Source organism: Xenorhabdus santafensis, from assembly GCF_033949405.1.
In the GTDB taxonomy this organism is placed as follows: domain Bacteria; phylum Pseudomonadota; class Gammaproteobacteria; order Enterobacterales; family Enterobacteriaceae; genus Xenorhabdus; species Xenorhabdus santafensis.
Map to the genome: position 1 here is coordinate 39,824 of NZ_VCDN01000010.1, position 20,000 is coordinate 59,823.

7 protein-coding genes are annotated in these 20,000 nt (G+C 50.7%); all 7 read right to left on the reverse strand.

Annotation, left to right across the window (positions count from 1 at the left end; all coding sequences use genetic code 11):
* Positions 1 to 13: 13 nt before the first annotated feature.
* Complete coding sequence (locus FE392_RS01635) at positions 14 to 6,634, reverse strand: beta-ketoacyl synthase N-terminal-like domain-containing protein (RefSeq protein ID WP_319928491.1); 6,621 nt, start codon at positions 6,632 to 6,634, stop codon at positions 14 to 16.
* Positions 6,631 to 10,119, reverse strand: coding sequence for an AMP-binding protein (locus tag FE392_RS01640; protein ID WP_319928492.1), 3,489 nt, complete (start codon positions 10,117 to 10,119; stop codon positions 6,631 to 6,633). The genes FE392_RS01635 and FE392_RS01640 overlap by 4 nt, the downstream gene beginning before the upstream one ends.
* 2 nt (positions 10,120 to 10,121) lie before the next feature.
* The gene (locus FE392_RS01645; protein WP_319928493.1) at positions 10,122 to 11,375 is read right to left on the reverse strand and encodes an ACP S-malonyltransferase; all 1,254 of its coding nucleotides are present in this window, start codon (positions 11,373 to 11,375) and stop codon (positions 10,122 to 10,124) included.
* The gene (locus FE392_RS01650; RefSeq protein WP_319928494.1) at positions 11,372 to 16,195 is read right to left on the reverse strand and encodes an AMP-binding protein; all 4,824 of its coding nucleotides are present in this window, start codon (positions 16,193 to 16,195) and stop codon (positions 11,372 to 11,374) included. Before FE392_RS01650 ends, FE392_RS01645 begins: the two co-directional genes overlap by 4 nt.
* Positions 16,188 to 17,828, reverse strand: a complete 1,641-nt coding sequence (locus FE392_RS01655) for an amino acid adenylation domain-containing protein (protein WP_319928495.1) — start codon at positions 17,826 to 17,828, stop codon at positions 16,188 to 16,190. The genes FE392_RS01650 and FE392_RS01655 overlap by 8 nt, the downstream gene beginning before the upstream one ends.
* Before the next feature lie 263 nt (positions 17,829 to 18,091).
* Positions 18,092 to 19,240 carry an acyl-CoA dehydrogenase family protein gene (locus FE392_RS01660; RefSeq protein ID WP_319928496.1) on the reverse strand — a complete coding sequence of 383 codons (1,149 nt, stop codon included), beginning with the start codon at positions 19,238 to 19,240 and terminating at the stop codon, positions 18,092 to 18,094.
* The gene (locus FE392_RS01665; protein ID WP_038260984.1) at positions 19,233 to 19,484 is read right to left on the reverse strand and encodes an acyl carrier protein; all 252 of its coding nucleotides are present in this window, start codon (positions 19,482 to 19,484) and stop codon (positions 19,233 to 19,235) included. The genes FE392_RS01660 and FE392_RS01665 overlap by 8 nt, the downstream gene beginning before the upstream one ends.
* Between the last annotated feature and the right edge of the window lie 516 nt (positions 19,485 to 20,000).

The window sequence follows — 20,000 nt, forward strand, 5'->3', positions numbered from 1 at the left end:
TCAGATGCACTGATTACTCAGATGCACTGTCCCGTAATTTACGGCGCGCCTGCAATGAACGCCGTTTATCCCCCAATCCGGACTGCGGTACTGGCGATTCATTTTCTGTGGCTGGCTTTTCTACCGAGTGCGATGGAGCCAGTTCCTTGCTCAATTCACGCAAGGAGGCGGCCTTAAATAACAAAGTCACGGGGATATCGCGCTCCAGCCGTTGTTCCAGACGTTTGGCGAATTGGATAAGATCCAGCGAAGTTGCCCCCAAAGAGAAGAAGCTGGCATCCACATCTAAACCGTCCATCCCCAAAAAATCGGCCAGCATGGAACGGAGCGACTTAAGCAACTCTTCCGCATTCGCGCCTTTCAGGGATTGTTGGATGCCATCATTGGTGGCATTCGGTGCATGCAGTGTTGAATTGTTGCTGAACAGCATTTGCTGGGTGTGGCGCTGTTTTTCCAGCACAGAGCCAATCGGCAGTTTAGAAACCGCAACATAGGGCAATGAAGTTTGATGAACCAATGCCGCCATCGCCATGGCGATCTGCGTTCCTTCCGCATTGGACAGCCCTTCTGCCCGCAGTTTTTCCACAAAACTGCGTTCCTCATTGCGCTCATCCATTGCAATAACAATCTTGCCGATATGTTTTCCCTGAGCCATGTATTGAAATGCCCCGGAAATTTCGTTGGCGGGATAGATTTTCGTCGGTAACGGTTTAAGCACTTCTTGTGCCAGCAAAGCGCTAACCTCTGACCAAGCCTCTTGGTAAGCCGGATGTTCCGCCCCGGCTTGTACCGCATGGAAACTGCCCCCTTCGGCAAAAATCGACAGTCCCAATTGCCAGTTTTGCAAAATATCCCGCAATCCCAGTTCCAGAAAACGGCCCTGCGGTGCCAGAAGCGAAACGCTTTCTTCCAGTAATTCCCCTGCCAAGGCGTTGAGGATCACATCAAACGGCCGCTCACCCAATTCACGGCGGAAAACATCCCCGAATTCCCGAGTCCTGGAGTTTGCCGCGCCTTTAGCACCCATGCCCAGCAACAAACGGCGTTTTTCTTCACTGCCTGCGGTAACCCAAACTTCCGCACCCAAATAGAGGGCCATCTGCATTGCGGCCATTCCTACGCCACCCGCCGCAGAGTGAATCAAGATGCGTTGCCCTGCTTTCAAGTTGGCTGTATGTTTCAGGGCAATCCAAGCCGTGGTGAAAGCAACGGGAATCCCCGCCGCCTGCTGGAATCCCAAGATTGACGGGATAGGTGCAACAACATGCTGCGGCATCACGACGTGCTCAGCCAAACAACTGTGCCCTGCGCACATCACGCGATCCCCGACCTGAATACCGGTGACATCCCGCCCGATCTGGGTTACAACCCCGGCGGCTTCCTGACCGAAAGTCATGGTTGGGTCAATTGGTGCCGGCAATACGCCAAGCGCTATCAATACATCCTTGAAGTTAAGCCCTGCCGCCTTGACCTGAATTTCCACTTCCAGCGGGCCGGGAGTTTTACGGGCTTCAAGTTGCGAGACAAAGGAAAAATCAGCATTGCCTGTTTCACTGTGCTGCAAGCGCATGACGTGGTGCACGGGTGCAGTTTCGGCCGGGCTTTGATCCTGCAACACTGCGGAGGCATCAACCAGCAACAGATCACTTATCGCCACCAGCAGGGTATTCGTCTGCGAGTAAATGTTGACCTGCAACAATTTGTTGGTGCCGATATCTTGTACCTGCACATGACTTTTCACCTGATCGCACATGGGGGCAAATTGCATGAATCCGCCGATGGAAACAGGGGCAAACTGCACATCGTCATTTTCTGGGGAGGCAATCAATGTCGCTGTATCCAGCAAAGCAACATGAAGGCCATTGGCTTGTGCTTCCCCTTGGTAGACGAGCGGAAGCTGCAACTGGTTGAGGATTTCATGGCTGCCGGTTTGTTCTGCCGAAATAATCTGGTCAACCGAAATGACATTGTGCCAGCGCGGGCCGAAAGTCAGGGCTGCTTTCGGGCTGACTCCGATATTATCCGCAGCGCGGAACAGGTTCAGGAGTGATGATTCAGGCAGCGGCTTCATTGACGGGATAACTTGGCTATCGTGCGGGGTAATTTTGCCACTGGCATGTTTAGTCCATGTCTCACGGGAGAATTCACCGTGGCCCGAGAAAATTTCAAATCCATTCAAGTCAGCGGCAAACACGACTGCGGCATCAAGGCCAGCATCATCATTTTCTATGATCAGATCATTAACCACGATCTGATCACCAACGGCCCGATCATCAACGACGACCAGCGGCCTTTCAATGGTGATCCCCTGCAATGTAAACGCGGACATTGCTTCACCACGCAATTCACCCGCAGCCCGATGAGCAAGCGCCACAATCCCCATTGCCGGCATCACGGCAGTGGATTCATCAAGGCGATGCTCATCAAGCCACCAGTCATCTTTGGCATGCAATGGATAACGCCAGACCACCGCATCAGTGGCACCATGCGCCACCGAATGCTTAGATGCCGGGTGCATAAGTGCCTGATCCAATTGCTGCGCAGAACGCGTTGCCATGCCGGATTCAGCCCAGTCATCCCACGCGATGGCCTGTGCTTTGCCGCCTTGGTTGCGCACTTGTTCTGCATAGGCTTCCAGACAGGCATTACCGGCAACATAAGCAATCTGCCCGATTTTTTCTTTCGGCAATAAATTTCCCAGACTGGAAAACAGCAACAAGGCCGGATTGCCCAATCGCTTTAAGTTGTCGCAGAAGAAGCGGGTTCCGGTGACTTTGGGAGCCAGTGTCGCAATGGATTCAGCCTCAGAACGCATCTGCAACATGGCACCTTCGCCCCGCCCGGCAGTGTGGAACAAGTAATCGATGCCTACCCCTCGCTTTGCCATCTGGAATATTGGCCCAAACGCTTTTTCCAGAGAATCACTCTGCCCCAGATCAGCATGCAAAAACTCAACCCGGCTCCCTTTAGCTTCAAGCTCCCGCGCCCATTGCAGCAATGCCGCATGGGGAGAACCTTTTTCAATTTCAGCCAGCCACTGCCCTTTTTTCGGCAGCGGCTGGCGCACTAGCAGCAACAAGTTGCAGTGATAGACCCGCGCCAGATATTCAGCAATTGCTGACCCCATGCCGCCATTGGCACCCGTAATCAACACCCAGCTATTTCGGCTGATATTGGGCTGTGTTTGAGCCACAGGCTGTTTTTGCAGCCGTGACGTGATCCGACGCTGCCAAAAACCCTCTTCACCAGCATTATTTTGACGGAAACAGTAAAATTGCCCGCCCTGCCAGCCTTGTTCTCTCCACGGCTGTAACCCACGGGCGGCACACTCTGCATCCGGGCTGACCAAGTCAACACAAAGTGTCGTGATATTGGGGTACTCTTCCGGCAGGATCAGCAACGGCCCCTGAAGCTGGTTTTTTTCCGCATTCAGCGTTTCTGAGCCATTCCATGCCGCCATTTGCGTTGCGGGGAAGAACAACCGCATGTCCGGTACGCGACTTTGTTCTGCGCTCCACCTTGCTAAAGCGGTAGGCAACCAAAATGCCCAGAATTGAGCCTGTTGCGCATTTAAATCATCCAACAATCCGGTGATGATCACATCCATCGCTTCCGATGCCTGTAACCCTTGCTGCACCAGCCACTCCGGCAATTCTGTGTAGCTATTTGAAAAATCACTACCGGGTTCTTTCATCTCAAGAAACGCATCCATTGCGATAAACTGCAACATGTTGTCATTCAGCCCCAATGTGTCAGCCAGCGTACGTTCCCTCTCTGTTACCTGTGGGCAAATTATCCACGTTGTCGGTATTGCGTCCCGCTTGGCGCTGCTCTCTGGTGCCGCAACACTGACTTTTTCCCATTCAAATCCGTAATAATGGGAACCGAAGAATAATGATGAAAGCGCAGGTGAATCCGCTTGCGTAGCCCGCGCTTGTGGCAAACACACCACGCGCTCAAACGCATGGCCGGGCAAATGTAATTTAGGCAGGGATTGCGGGGATTGATGTTGCGGATGATTGTTGAGCCGTGACCAGTCGATATTGCCGCCATGTGCCCAGACCTTGGCAATAAATTGCAATACCGAATTCACTTCCTGATCCACGCCCTCTGCCCCCAGCGTGGGCATCACTCTTTCTCCGCCCATTTGCAGCCACTTGCGCACATGTTGCAACAAATCTACGCTGGTGCCGATCTGTACAAAAAGTGCATTCGGATTATCTTGCCCCATGTATTTTGACGCTGCGCCAAATTGCACAGGCATGAGTATTTGCTTGATCCAATATTGCGGATCACTCATTTCATGCGCGGCAAGTTTCCGGCCCAATGTTGTTGAATAGACCGTGTATTTGGCGGGTTTCAGATGATAGTTTTTCAATAAATCGCCAAACGCTTTCGCCGCCGGTTCAATCATTGGGGTATGAAAAGCATGGGATACCGGCACGCGCTTAAAGGTAAATCCATTCTGCGTTAACCAATTTTCAGCTTCTGCCGCCAATTCTCTTTCGGTCGCCAGTGCCCACGTTTTCGGGCTGAGTTCAGATATGCACCAAATTTTGTCCGGGAACTTGCCATCAAATTCTTTTTTGGCAGAACCGTTTTTCGTGGATCGAAGGCTGGCAGCAAAGGCTGCCCCCTTTGGCATCGGCTCCATCAATTGCGCCCGGGCAACCATCAGCTCCATGCCCTCTTCGGGAGTGAAAACGCCCGCAATCGCCGCCACCGAAAGCTCGCCCATACTGAAACCGCATAAGGCGGCAGGCTGGCAGCCCAGTTTCTGTAACCAAATCCCCAATGCCACCTGCAAGGCATATAAAATCGGCTGGAGATGATAAGTCGACAGTTTTTCCGGTGGCTGTTTAATCCAGCCGATGACCGTTGCTCTATCCACCGATAAAAGCGTCGCCGCTTTATCCAGCAATCCCAGATAAATGTTCCCAAACTCCGGGTATTCTGCCGCAAGGCGCAACCCCATTTCCTGCGATTGCGAGCCTTGCCCTGAAAAGAGCCAAACCTGACCCTCAGTCGTCTCACCAGCGCCACCCAGCAATTCCCAATGGTCAAGCTGGTGTTTCCATTCATCACTGTTCCGGGCCACAAAAGCAGCGCGGCTCTCATACGCTGTCCGATTTTCCTGCAATTGGCAGGCGATAGCGGCCAGATTTGAAGCTTCCCGTCCGCCCTGATTCAGGTTGATCACTTCAAGATGGTTGGAATATCCCTTCACCAAAGCCGCCAATGCCGGCGGTGATTTAGCGGAAAGAGGCAAGATGTGCATTGTCTCGCTGTCTGCTGCGTGCTTTTCATCACTGACTGCTTCCGGCGGCTGTTCAAGCAAGACATGAACATTCGTCCCGCCGATGCCGAATGAGCTGACACCCGCCCGGCGGATTTCCTGTTGCTGCGGCCAATCAGTGGCTTGGGTCGGCACCCAAAAAGGCGTGTTAGCCAAATTCAGATGGGGGTTCGGTTGGTTGAAATGCAACGATGGCGGGATCTTGCCGAAGCGGACGCTTAAGGCCGCTTTAATAAACCCGGCAATCCCCGCCGCTGCATCCAAATGCCCCATATTGGATTTGACACTCCCTACCGCGCACCGGAATTCGCTTAGCTCATCCGGGGACAAGAGTTCCTGCGCCGCTTTGTTCAGGGCCTGAATTTCAATGGGATCGCCCAGCACGGTTGCGGTTCCGTGTGCTTCAATCATCCCCAGACTTGAAAACGGAATGCCTGCCAACTGATAGACCCGTGATATCACTTCCGCCTGCCCCTGAACACTCGGGGCTTCAAAACTCACTTTTCTATCGCCATCATTGTTCATGCCGGATTCAACAATCACTGCGTGGATGGGATCGCCGTCCGCCAGTGCATCTTCCAGCAGCTTGAGCAACACTACCGCAACGCCATTGCCATTCACGGTGCCCTGCCCATCATCGGCAAACGTTTTGCAATGCCCGTCCGGTGACAGGATCATGCCATCCTGATGCAGATAGCCTCCCGCAACCGGATCAGTAATGCAGGCGCCCCCTGCCAGCGCCATCTCACACTCTCCCGCCAGCAGCGCCTTGCATGCCAAATGAATGGCAGATAATGAAGTGGAACAGGCCGTTTGCACATGTACCGCAGGGCCGTTCAATTTCATGCGATAAGCAATTTGCGCCGCAAATGAAGCCGGATCGTTGTAATTGCTGACATCAAACATTTCCGAGATATCCTGGCTGACTCCCGTGAATTGCCCCAATCTGGTCAGATTCAGCGTAGAGCCGATAAAAACACCGGCATTTCTCAATGATTCGCCGGGGGTCATTCCGGCATCCAGAAAGGCGTTGTAACTGACTTCATGCAGTACGCGAAGCTGCGGATCCATTTTGCTGGCTTCGCGGTGTGAATAACCGAAAAAGCCATAATCAAAACATTCAGTATCTTCAAGGACGGCTTTGGCAGGAACGTAGTTGGGCTGGTCAATCATTTCCGGGGTTGCCCCGGTCGCCAGAAGTTCTTCCCGGGAGAAAAAAGACACTAATTCCTGCCCTGCCAACAGATTGCGCCAAAAACTTTGCCAATCAGGGCTTTGGGGAAATTTGCAAGAAATGCCAATAATAGCAACTTCATTACCGGTATATTCACGCTTCATAATGCTGAATTTCCTTTTGCTTTACGCCGCCTGTCCGCCAGTCTGTTTTTACCGGAGCGGGCTGACGACAAAGTGGATTCTTGGGATGGCTGATTGCCGGGATCGGGACGGGTTCCCTCAGAGGCTGCATATTCAGGCGACAGGCAGCTTTGCTTGAGCCAGCCGGCAAAGGCGGCAATGGTCGGGTGTTCAAACAGGGTTGCGACACCAATATCCAGATTGAATGCTTGTTGCATCTGGGATTGCAACGCGATGATCTTGATGGAATCACCCCCTGCATCAAAGAAATTTACGTTGGTGGCAATGGCCTGTGTTTCTAAGATCCCGCACCAGATCTCGTGCACCTGAGTTTCAATGGGATCGGTCAGTGTCACGGGAGCCACGGCAGACTGTGCTTGCTGCCATTCAACCGCGCACGCCCGCAGCCATTTGCGGTCAACTTTGCCCGTGATCGTGCGTTGGAAGCCGTCCACGATCACAATCAGGGCAGGCTCCCACGATGCCGGAAAATGGCGGCGGATATGCTCTCGCACGCGGGGTTCCAGTATCGCTGCCGATTCGCTGCTATCGACAAAAAGGTGCCACTGGCGCTTTCCTGCCTGCGCAGCCGGCAGCAGGTAACACACTTTGACCTGCGCCAACATTTCGACCGTACGTTCCAGCTCACGCGGCTCAATGCGAACACCGTTCACTTTGACTTGATCGTCAATCCGCCCCAGATAATTGAAACCGGATTCATGGGAAAAGGCGACGGCATCCCCTGTGCGATAGAAATGCGGTGCAAGGCTCCGGTATTCGGGTAGCACGCTTTCGTCCTTCAAGTGATTGGCAGGGACGAAATATTTCGCTGATTCGACCGGATTGGTGGTGTACCCGTGGGCAACAGCCCGTCCGCCAACCCAAAGCTCCCCACGAATGCCGGCTGGCAATGGGTTGCCGAATATATCCGCGCAGTAAGCAACAACATTCTGGATGGGCCAGCCAATGGATACCGCAGATGCCAGCGTTTGTCTGGCGCTGAGGCAATCCACCGTAGTCTCACTCGGGCCATAGTGATTGCTGACAGCGTAGCCCTGCTGTAACAAATCATCCCTGAGACGTTTCGGCAGCTCTTCTCCCCCGAATACCCACAGCCGCATGGCCGGGAAAAAGGGCGCTCCCTGAATCAGTTGCGCAATGGCTCCCGGAATAAAATCGATCAATGTGATGGATTCATTTTGCACCAGCTCGATAAATGCCTGTCTTTCCAGCAAGACGTTAGGTGATGGATAAATCAGCGTGGCACCGACGGCAAGGCTGGCAAACAAATCTTCCACACTGGGATCAAAATTAAGGTCAGTTAACCCGAGTACCCGATCTGCGGACGTCAGGCTGGTCTCCTTGATGAACCAATCCAACAAATTCGCCACCGATCCGTTGCGAATGGCGATGCCTTTGGGCGTGCCGGTCGTTCCGGATGTGAAGATGAAATAAAATTCACCTTCTGACGGACGATGGCTCAAATGTATTTTTCCGGCTTCGCGGGCCTGTGGTTCAATCTCGGATGATTCAAGGCCAGATGATTCAATATCCAGCAATAAGCAACGTTCAATGTCAGAACCCAGTTCCCGCGTCAAAGCCGAGTTGGTCAATACCAACCGGCACTCCGCCAATGCCAATAGCTGTTTTCTGCGTTGCAGCGGATCTTTGGGATTGAGGTAAAAGTAGCTCCCGCCACTGAACAGGATAGCCAGAAGCGCCTGTGTGGATAACCGCCCTTTTTCAAGGTGAACAGCCACACGGTCGCCCGGAATAAATCCCGCTTCCTGCAACCGTTCCTGTAAAATGGCAATGCCCGCTAACAAGGTGTGATTGCTTATCCTGTGCTGAGGATCTATCAGGCCGATATCTTGGGGATGGTCATTGAGGCGCTGGTAAATGCGCAATAAAAACTGATTGATATCGGGGCCGTCTTCTTTGATTTCCCCTGCTATCAGTGAACTTTCAGACCCTGTTGCAGACGCTTCTGTTGTGGAATTAACTCTCAGCGCCCTATTTTCAAACAATATTTCCGCAGGTTGATTGAGCAAGTCAGTTGCCAGCGACTCAAACGCGCTGAATACTGCGGCGACTGCGGCGGGATCACCTTCGTAGGTTTCCCCTGAGCTTAATTCAACACGCCATTGTTCGACGCCAGAAACCGTCAGGGTCAAACCAAAGTGAGTTGTTTCTTCACTGTGAAAATCCGTCAGGAATGCCCCGTGGTTTTCATCCCGCAATGTGGCATCAATGGGGTAATTATCGAAAACGACTATCGAATCATACAATTCGTCCCGAGTTCCTGCTTCTTCCCGAATGGTCAGGGGCGGTGTTTTTTCATGCCGTTGGGTCTGCTGCAATATTTGAAAAACGGATCGCAATCCCGTTTCCAGATCCCATTTCCCATTGAGTTCAAGGATCAGTGGCACAGTATTGGTGAACAGCCCCAATGGCTGGTGTTCAGCGTTTTGGCTCAATGCCGCGCCCCTGCCGGAAAAAGTGCAACCAAAGGCAACCGTTTTTTGGTAGGTGAATTTGGATAACGTCATTGCCCAGCACAAATAAATGAAACTGGCGGGCGTTACTCCTGCACGGCGGCACAATGTTTCGATGTCAGCCTTGCGCGCCTTGCTCCACAATGCATGCACCTTGTTCGCCGTGGGCTGGTTTCCTGCCCTGCCCGTACCATCGCTGTCTTGCTTGGTTGTTACAATTGCTGCGGCCTGTTCTGACGGCCGGAACAGCGGCTCATCCAGCAATTTGGTCGCGGCAGAATCTTCTCCGTCCGGCAGTTGCTGGAATTTGTTTTGCCAATATTCCCGGCTGATTACCAACTCTTCCTGACTCAATCCTTTCCACAATTGCTGTGCATATGACCGTGCAGCCAGAGGGACTATTTTTTGTTTACGCAGCCCTTGCAACCACAGGGAAATCAGCAATGAACTGCTCCAGCCATCCATCAAAATATGGTGGAAGGAGAAAGCAATGCTTAAGGTTCCCGCGCCCACATCGTGGAAAACCACAATGCGGAAGACTTCGCTATGCAATGCAAATGGCGTCGCTTTCGACTGAGCCAGCCAATCAAGGCAACGTTGTTTCATCGACAGTGATGGGACTGCGGATTCAACACGGGAATATTCCAGTAAAACGCGCGGCAAAGCATAGACAAGCTGGTGAGGAGCCCGGATGCCTTGCCAGAAAAATACCGATCTCAACGCTGGCTGTGCCTGCTGGATCTGGTGCCATACTTTCCGTATCGCGTCTTCTTCAATGTCAGCGGATAAACTGAATGCCACCCCAATGTGATAGGCGCTGTTACCATCTTTCAAGGCATGAAACAGCAAGCCATTCGCCTGTGGTGTTACCTGTAGCAACTCTTCAATGTAGTTAGAATGTGGATGGCTGTGGTTTACAGAATTGTGGGTTATGTTGTTGTGATTTATGTCGTTGTGATTTGCAGTTGTCATTGTTAATGCCTCACTGCATCAAAGAGGCTCTGCAATTGCGCTTTTTCCATCAACAAGGGGCGCTTGCCGTGCACTTCAAGAACATCCAGCCACTGTTGTGTCATTTGATGGAGAAAATGGTATTCCTCACTATTCAGGTGAGAATTGCTCAGGTGAGAACTGCTGATCCTTTGTCGGGTTTGCTCCCTGATGCGATGCAATTGCTCGATTGCTTTCGGCTCCGCCATCGCCGGCACTTTTGAGCTATAAAGATGGAAATAGCAATACCGGGAAAAACGCGCCAACCGACTCTCTTTGCTGCTCAATTCCTGTGTGAAGGTGAACAGTTCATCGGGTTCACACAACGAACGCATCGGTAATTTTGTACGCTCAGTGAGGTAACTCAAGACGTTTTTCGGCGAGATTTCCAAATAGCGGGTCACGCCTTTTTGCGCAACGTATTGCAAGCTCGGCAACCACTGCACCGGAGAGATCAAGTGCTGCAAAACCGACGCTTTCAGGTTTTCTACCTGTAATTCCGCCCCGCTGACATTACAAACCAAGCGAGAAACCGGAACAGTTTGCGGCTCCCTATCCGGCAAGAAATCAAGCAATGCAGCTAATTTCGTTTTTGCCTCTGCCATCAAAGGTGAGTGAAACGGGCCGCCAATTTTCAGTGGATAAACCAGCCCTCCCAACGTTTCCATGCGGGGGGCAAAGCGGCGGATATCCGCCATCTCGCCAGAAATAGTGACCTGATCAAATGCATCCACGGCGGATATATAAACCTCTATTCCCTCATCGGCGCGGGCGTTTTCTACTTCCTGCATCACAACATCGGCAGGAATGTGCAATACCCAGCACATGTCCCCTTGCTGGAAATGGCGCGCGCAGGCTTCCACTACTTCGGAGCGGATATTGACAATTTTGGTCAAGGTCGCCAGATCAAGGTATCCGGCAGCGCAAAGTGCGGGATACTGGCCCAGACTGTGCCCCATCATAAATTCAGGAACCAGCCCCCCATGCCGACGCAGGATGTTGGCGATGGCAACCGTGGTCGCGGTCAGAGCCAATTGGGCAATGCGTACTTGTTTCAATGTGTCACGGCGCTCACCGTGAATGACTTCATGCAGGTTAACCTGAGACAGCTCTGACACTTCGTCCAAGCAATCCCGATACTCAGGGTATATTTTAAATTCGGCAAACATGTCCGGCCGTTGCACACCGACGCCGGGAAATAAAAATACGGTTTTGGCTGAGTCGAGAGCGATTTTCATGCTGAGGCTCCATGAATAATGAAATCGAGCTCCGATTGTGAGAGCTGACAAAAAGGGAAATCCGCGGGGATCAGTGATTGGTGCAAACCGTGTTCTGTGGGTTTGTCATCTTGCTTTTCAAGCTGGCCGTGATGGATGGCGTTCCAGCTCAAAAGCTTGTCATTCAGTTGGGCTAAATAACGTCTGGCTTCCTCAATGTCGGCGCCAGCAATTCCCAATCTCAGCTCAATAACCACGGCACTTGTTTCACGACAATCACGAATGAGTACGTCAAAATCAGCGATGCTCTTTTCTCCGGGATGGCGGAAACCGCCGGAAAGCGATTGAACCAAACTGACATTGCGCCATGCCCCGATGCTATCCAAGCCCAGACCAATATCGTTGATACAGATAAGCGGCCGCCGGACTGCGGCATTCAGCCCCAACTGTTTTTGCCAGTCGGCAGCATCTGCATGCAAACGATGCTTCAACGTTTGCAACAGGCTGAGCGGGTGATCGGAGGAAACATTCAGCTCCAGATGATGGAAGCCGGTAAACCACCCCACTGCATTCGCCATCTCTGCGTTCCAACTGGCGGGTCTTTCTGCTTTGGAAAACGCTGCGTTGGAGACGCTGGAAAAAAAGCGTCCGTGGTTTTCAAACAACACGCCGGGTTGCTCCGGCAGCAGACCGCTATCCTGCACTACTATCAGCAAGGCGGCGGCAATTAACTGTGCACGATCCGCTTTGGTGCGCTGCTCCATCATGTTGATATCGTTACCGGCAATGGACAGCGCCAACATGACTGGTTCCGTGGCAGGCGGGCTGACATGACTCGGCATTGGCGTCGGTTCCACACCCAATTCTTGCCCTTTGCGCCATGTTTTCTCAAACCACATATTTCCAAGCCATTGGCCCCACAGGAAAGCGCCCCGCTCGGTATCCACGTCAGCGATAATGTCGTTTTGAATAACGGTTCTGTTCAGCGCCTGATCCAGTTCATCCAACAAGAAAATCCATGAATGCACATCGCAAATCAGATGATGGCAAACCCAAAACAGATAGCATTTGTTAGTTGCCGGTTCGAGTATCACCTCATGCACACTCGGTTGGGCATCCAGACTCACGCGTCTTTGTAATTGGCCAAGCCTGTCTGCAAGGGATTCACCTTGCGCCAGCATCGTTCCTTGTTGATTTTCTTCACTCTCTGACAATGCGGGTTTCGATGGTAAAAAATAAAACTCGCTCAAATTTCGATTGGCTCTCAGGGAGAAAATTTGGTGCTTTGCCTTGATGGCTCGGATTGCTGCGTTGATATGTTCAGCCGAGAGGCCGGGAGCCAGCTCAAGCACAACCCCTTGCTGGAATCGATCTGCGTAATGAAAATCCTGCTGCCGGAACCAGCGCACACTGGGTAAGTATTCCAGCCAGTCCGCCGTGAGTTCTTTTTGTAGCATTAATTTATTGGCTGTATGTGCATCAGCGGCGGCAACGTTTTGTTGCTCTGCACAGGCTGTTTCTAACACGGTTCCCAGTGCGGTTGGGCTTAACAGCGCAGACGTTTCAACTCTGACCCCTTCTTTTGCCAATAACGCAACCAAACGGATTGCCTTGATGGAATCCCCGCCCTGCTCCAGAAATGAGGCGCTCAGATCGACAGATTGCGGCCAAATCGGTTTGAGAAATTCAGCACTCAACCACGCAGGAAGTTGATAAGTTTCCGCCTTTCCTTGATTTTGCTCACCGACTATGGCGGCGGTTGCAGAGAGCCGAACCTTGTCACTCAATGCCTTGTTTGCTTTGGCTGCTGCAATAAGGGCAGCCATATCCACTTTACCGTTGGAATTTAGCGGCCAAGGCTGTACCGTACAGTACAAGCCGGGCAACCAAGCCTTGGGAAGCCTGTTTTTCAAGCTGCATTGAAATTCATGGCTGTCATGAGGCACAGAGGCGTTGCTGCACAGGACGAGGATCTCATCTCCCGCCATTTCCTCCGTTTCGCCCATGACCAATTTCAATGCTTTCAATTGCCAACCGTGACCATTGCCGTGCCCAAACTCGGCTAATGTAGCCTCTACTGCTTTCTCAATTTCCGCCGGATGGATCCGCTGTCCGCGGACTTTAAATTCATCGTCGATACGCCCAAGGCAATGGAAGATCCCTTGTTCATCCTGCAACCCCAAATCCCCGGTGCGATACCAACGGTGCGGTTCATTGCTGCTGTACACAAATTTTGCGTCTGTCTGGCTGCGGTCGTTGAGATATCCATCCGCCAGAACAGGGCCTCCTATCCAAATCTCGCCCTGAAACCCTTTAGGCATGCGTTGCCCCCAACGGTTCCTTATCGATAGCTCGGCCCTGCCCAGTGCGGTGCCAATGGGAGTCATGGACGGTAGCGCGGTGTGGACAGCGTCATTGTTGAATGGCTGATTCAGGGGATAAATGCAGCACCCTACGGTTGCTTCCGTCGGCCCATATTCATTGATAATTTTGCTGCCTGACGGAAAGAATGCCAGCGCCTTGCTCACCAGATTGGTGGGTAAATTTTCACCTCCGACAATAAAAGTCAGTGGGTTTTGCCTGGCGGAAGTGTGTTCGATAAATAAAGCAAGGTGGGATGGTGTGCATTTAACGCCCGTCAGCGATTCATCTGTGAGCAGGCTATGCAGCAATTCAGGGTTATCGCGCATGTCCTGTTCGTGAATTTGCATAAATCCACCGGACAGAATCGGTATCAGAATTGCAGTTTGTGTTAAGTCAAATCCAAAAGAGGTAAATAGCGGGGCATTGAACGGGGTTTCATCAGCATAGACAGTTTTGGCTGCCAACGCGTAGTTTGCCAATGCCACGGGAGAAATTGCCACCCCCTTGGGTTCTCCGGTTGAACCGGATGTATACAGAATATAGGCCGGATTGCGGGAAGCAGGTTTTGGCTGCATTCCAGGATAGGGTTCGTTCTCAGCCCAATCCTCTTCTCCTGCATATTTTTCTGACGACATCCCTTGCAGCGCCACCGGCAAGCACGGTAAATGCAGGGCCTGAGCCAAATCCTGATCCGCTTCGGTGTGAATGCACAGAGCTGCCCCCGAAGTACGAATGATCGTCAATAACCTTGTTATCGGCGTTGTGGTCGGGCAAACCGGGATAACCGTCACATTGTCAATCAGGCAGGCCAGATAAGCCAATGTCGTTTCAGGCGTGCGCCTTCCCAAGAGCAAAACCGGAGCTGGCTCCGAAAACGATTTGTTGCCCCTGTGCAACTGGCTTCGCAATTGCGCACTGAATTGGCGGATCCACAGCTGGCCCTGACGATAAGTCACCCCGTCAGATTCTGAGGCTAATTTAAATAATCGGTTATCAGCATAACGTCTGAATGCTCGGGATAGATGTTCGCCTATCGGAGCCGTTGAGCTGTCTTCCTCATTAGCGGAGACTTGAGCGGCAATTTGCCCCTGCCCTGACATTTGCAAGGAGGTGTTTATGCTGCCTTGATTGAGGAGTTCAGCAATGGCTGCCACCGCATTTTCAAGGACGGATTGCAGAAATGCCTGACACTGTTCCAGTGACCAGATTTGGCGGAAATCCGCTTCAAGCCAAAAACAGTTTTGGTCAAAACGGTCATGGATATGAATGGTTGCAAACAGCGCTTCGACAGCCTGAATGTGGTCAATATGCATTTCCCCGCCAGCAACAATGCCCTGAAAGTCATCGATTTGGTAGGAAACACCAAAGGCCGGAATAATTTTCTTCCAGTCTGATGAAGCAAATTCCCCCCAACGGGTAGCCGGCGTATAACGTGAATGCACAATGGCTTTTTGCAGTTGTGCTTTCAGCACCCTGTAGCAGTCAGCAAGTGTGGTATCCGCTTCACGAAATACCGGCAACAGGATCGGTGCCACCGACATGGATATCACCCGTTTTGCCTCTTCGCTCCAGCGGTTGACGATGGGTGCCTGCAATAAAACGCCATTGCTGTCTTCAATCAACATTTGCGTATAGGCAACGGCCGTGAAAAATAACCGGAAAATCGAGCCGCCACTGTTTTTAAAGCGGGATAACAACGCATTTTGCTCATCCGTGACGAGTACTTTTACACGTCGGGAGCGTGGTTCCAGCCCACGATAATCACCTATCGGATAGCGGGCAGAAATTCTATCGGCATTGGTTTGCGCCTGATCGCCAAAAAGACTTTTCCAATACGCAGCATCTTTTTCAAACCGCCGGGAAAGCTCATATTGTCGCTCTTCTTCAATATGCAAAGAAAATAATGGGGACTGCGGTTGCTCTATTCCATCTCCAGCCTGCTCCAAGGCTTTGACCAGAGAATCCGTCAAAATGGCCAATCCGGTCGCATCCACCAAGGCATGGTGTGCTTTAATAAAAAAGCCTGATTGCCCTTGCTTGAACTGAACCGCAAAAATTTGTATCGGTATCAGGGATAAATCATCTTCTATTAATAACTGGCGCTTGGCCCAGTGTTCAAATGCCTGATCAGGGTCGGGGTAGTTGCTGAAATTGACTTTCACTACGTCTGATTGCACGGGATCATGCCGATAGCCATACCACTTGAGTTCAGATGGCTCAATTTCCAATGGTTCCGCTTTTACACCTTGCTCTGCGATGGCTTTTTCCGCAAATACGGCCTTTTCCATGAAACCAATACGAAAGACATCTTGCGTATTGCGAACAATTTCAACGGCACGGACAAGCTGTTCCAGAGACACATCGCCATTCAGACGAATCACGCCCCCCAAATAAAACCGATAGCCAGACAGATAAAACGCGTCTATTTTGAAAACAGACTGCTGCGACCGGGTTAATTCAAAAGCCGATTTATTCATGACCTGTCCCCTCACCTTGCTCGAAAAACAGTTCCCGCAGGTTTTGGGCGATCACTTTCCTGTCGAGTTTTCCGGAGCTGGATCTCGGTAACTGCGGAGCCTGCCAATAGCGCATGGGTAGCATGTAGGCTGGCATTTGTGTGGCAAGAAATTGCCGGATATCCTGCGGCTGAAGTTCTTCTTGCCCTGCCACGATGGCGGCCACCAGCCATTGCGTTTGTTCGTTGTCTTCAACAACACACACTACTGCCTCCGTAATCTCCGGATGATTGAGCAGGTGATGTTCTATCTCGCCCAATTCGATCCGCAGCCCACGCAGTTTGATTTGGGTATCTTTTCGTCCCTGACAGAAAAAGCCTTTTCCTTCCTCATGCCATCCGAGATCACCTGTCAGGTAAATTCGCTCCTGAAGTTCGGGGTGGAAAACAAATGCTTTATCGGTTAAATCCGAGCGGTTGTAATATCCGTCAGCCAGACATATTCCACCGATGGCGATTTCGCCTGTTTCGGATGCTGCTTTTAATGCCAGATTTTCCGGATCAACGATGTATAGCTGGCATCCGGTAAGCGGCTGGCCGATAGGAATGTGCGTTGACGGTGTTTCCATACCCGCTTCACACTTATGGTCATAAAACATACAGTCATAAAAACTGACATCGATGGCCGCTTCCGTCGGGCCATACAAATTGGTCAGCAGGCAATGCGAAGTAAACATGTCCTGAAATTGCGTCACCAGACTGGCAAGCAATGATTCCCCGCTGACATAAACGTTGCGCAATGCCGGCAAGGGTGACTGAGGTTCTGCGCTACTCTGGGGTGCCTGTTCCTGTAGTTCTTGAAGCACAGGCTTCAACAAGCTGGGAACAAAATGAACCACCGTAATATTTTCGTCTGCCATCGCCGCCACAATGCCTCTGGGGAAAGATTCCAGCCCCGGTTGCAGCAGATAGTTGCTGGCACCATTTAACGCGGGCAAAAAAAGCTCCCACAAAGAGACATCAAAAGTCAGGGCCGTCCTTTGCAAAATAATGTCCGCATCAGTCATTTCGCTGTGTGTCTGATGCCATTCCAACCGGTTGATAAATGCCCCATGATTGACCAGAACACCTTTTGGGGTGCCGGTTGTGCCGGAGGTGAAAATCAAATACGCGGGATCGTTCGCCTGCAATTGCAGTGCATTTGGGCCGAATGAGTCTTGCTGGGCTTGTTCCGAAAGTGGCAAGGTGGTTATGTCTGCCAGATGCTCACGGTTAATCAGTTCCAGTTCAACACCTGTCTGAGTAAACACGTTTTCCTGCCCCGCATGACAAAAAGCGATGCGGGACTGCGCTGTCGCAAGCATGGATGCCAAACGGGCGGCAGGTGTTTTCATGTCTACAGGAAAATAAACACCGCCAGCCAGCAACACGCCATAAGCCGCCACTAAAAATTCAGGGCTGCGTTCAAGCCCGATGGCAACGCTATCCCCCTTGCGTACATTGCACTCATTAATCAGGAAATGAGCCAGCCGTTGTGAACGCTGATATAACGCCTCCCAAGATAGAGTATTTCCTTTTCCCCAACGTACTGCCGGAGCCGGGTTATCTCTCGCTGTGCTTTTAAAATAATCAGTAATCAATCGTCCTGTTTTCATGACGCTCTCGTCCTCTGATTGCTGGCTTTTAATACCTGCCACCCTTCAAGTTGCAGCTTGGTTGGCGGCTTCTTGAAAGGCATTGGATATCGTTTTTATGGTTTCAGATGTGTTTGCGGCCCGAAGCCATAGCTAAACGGCAGACAATAGAAATCCGTCCGCCGAATAGCGTGGTTCGCTTTTCAGGCCGTGTTTATGGGAATACTGAGTATGGGAATTAATGTATGGGTGAAACGATACGGTTTAATTTATCTTTTAAAGATTTATTGTAGGTAACTGTATCGATTACAGACTTCTTTGCCGATCAGCATTTTTTGCAGTTCATTACTTCCTTCGACAACTTGCAGGATTTTTGCGTCCCGATAAAGTCGGCTGATACCATTTTTCTCATCACATCCGTGACCACCGTGGATCTGAACCGCTTTCGCGGCCGCAATGCCGGCTTCATGTGATGCGAATAATTTGGCTTGAAGGATTTGCACAAGGGCATCTTCATCCCTCGCTTCTTTGGCTTTGGTTGCTGATAAACAAATGAGTTGTGAGGCGAGCAGGCTACTGGACATCTCAGCTAAATAACCGCGGATAATGCCCTGATCTGCAAGCAATGTTCCAAAAGTAACGCGTGAATTGGCCCGATGGGCTGATGCAGCCAAGGCGGCTTGCTGTATTCCCAGCGCAGCCCAAGCCACGCTGATGCGGCCATAATCCAGCGCACTGTTAGAAATGAGGTTTTGCCCAAATCCGGGTTTCCCGACAATGTTTGTCTTCGGGATTCGGCAATCGTTGAAATCCAATACGGCCAGATAAGCACTCTTGAATCCCAGCATGTTTTTCTTGGCAGTGATTGTTAATCCCGGCGTGTCCTTGGGCACCAATACTGCGGTATCCAACCCTTGGAATTTACCGAAGACCAGAAACAGATCCGCTATCTGGGCGAATGTAATCCAGCTTTTTTGCCCGCTTATGCTCAGCTCATCGCCGGATTCTGTAAATTGTGTCGATAAATTTTTCGAGTCTCCTCCCGCAGATACTTCCGTTTGCGCGAATGCCCCGATCATTTCGCCCTTCACCAATGAAGCCAAAAAACGTTGCTTTTGATCTTGGGTTCCCCACTCCTCAATGGTTTTAAGCATCATTGAATGTACATTCAGCAACCCTGTCAGTGATCCGCTGCCTGCACCAATCGCCATATTCAGCAACCCGAACGTGGTGGCGTTAAAACCCAAGCCACCATTTTCAGACTTTGCCAATCCACCCAGCCAGCCATTTTGCGCCAGTTTCTGTACAACATGGGCTGGCGTTGCTTCGGCTAAATCCCATTCATCGGCATAAGGTGCAACCTCGGCGGCTGAAAATCGTTCAAACTCTTGTAACCATTCCTGCTGTTCTACAGATAAAAAACGATTAAACATTTGCTGCCACCTTCCTATCCAAAAAATCACAGACAGCTTGGATGCTGGAAAAATTGGCATTATCAAGGTCATCAAGCTCAACCTTAATTTTGAAGTTTTTTTCTAGGAAGGAAATTAATTGAATGGCGGCCAATGAATTAACCAAACCAGTTTCAAAGATATTGACTGTATCGCCTAGATCCTGCTTACCCGAAAGTTTGCACAAATATTCAGAGACTAACTTTTTATGTTCAGATACGTTCATTACGGCTTTCCCTTTACCAGCTTAATTTCATGATGAGTATTTTGTTTGCAGTATTCTTCCGGATGGTTTTTAGCCTTTCCCAATGTACCCGCCGTATTTCGGCGTTACAATTTTGTTAACTTTAGATTGAAATTCATTAGGCATGGCTACCGCATGGTGGATTAATACACCAAGAATCAGAAGTAATTAGAATATACATCTATTGAGGATAGTAATTAGGTGTAGGTTAATAACAAATGGGCTGCTTTTACATAACATAAAATATTATGTGGATTTTTATTATTAGGAAGCCAATTATATAAGACTTAAAGATATGTCCAGGAAAATGCAGTGCCTTTAAAATAAAGGGTTTCTATTGTTATTTAGAATTAAAAATGAAACCCAAATAATAAATGATATGAGTTTTTTCTTGTCATATATTGTTCGATATATGCTCAGCTTATTATTTTTTGTCATTTCCAAGCGGCACTTTATACGCTTCGTCTTTCAAGTTGCCTCTTTGTTGGCTGCACTCAT

What these genes read in the sequence shown, in the direction of transcription:
- FE392_RS01645 (WP_319928493.1), bottom strand. Translation starts at nt 11,375, where the DNA reads ATGAAAATCGCTCTCGACTCAGCCAAAACCGTATTTTTATTTCCCGGC.
- FE392_RS01650 (WP_319928494.1), bottom strand. Translation starts at nt 16,195, where the DNA reads ATGAATAAATCGGCTTTTGAATTAACCCGGTCGCAGCAGTCTGTTTTC.
- FE392_RS01655 (WP_319928495.1), bottom strand. Translation starts at nt 17,828, where the DNA reads ATGAAAACAGGACGATTGATTACTGATTATTTTAAAAGCACAGCGAGA.
- FE392_RS01635 (WP_319928491.1), bottom strand. Translation starts at nt 6,634, where the DNA reads ATGAAGCGTGAATATACCGGTAATGAAGTTGCTATTATTGGCATTTCT.
- FE392_RS01640 (WP_319928492.1), bottom strand. Translation starts at nt 10,119, where the DNA reads ATGACAACTGCAAATCACAACGACATAAATCACAACAACATAACCCAC.
- FE392_RS01660 (WP_319928496.1), bottom strand. Translation starts at nt 19,240, where the DNA reads ATGTTTAATCGTTTTTTATCTGTAGAACAGCAGGAATGGTTACAAGAG.
- FE392_RS01665 (WP_038260984.1), bottom strand. Translation starts at nt 19,484, where the DNA reads ATGAACGTATCTGAACATAAAAAGTTAGTCTCTGAATATTTGTGCAAA.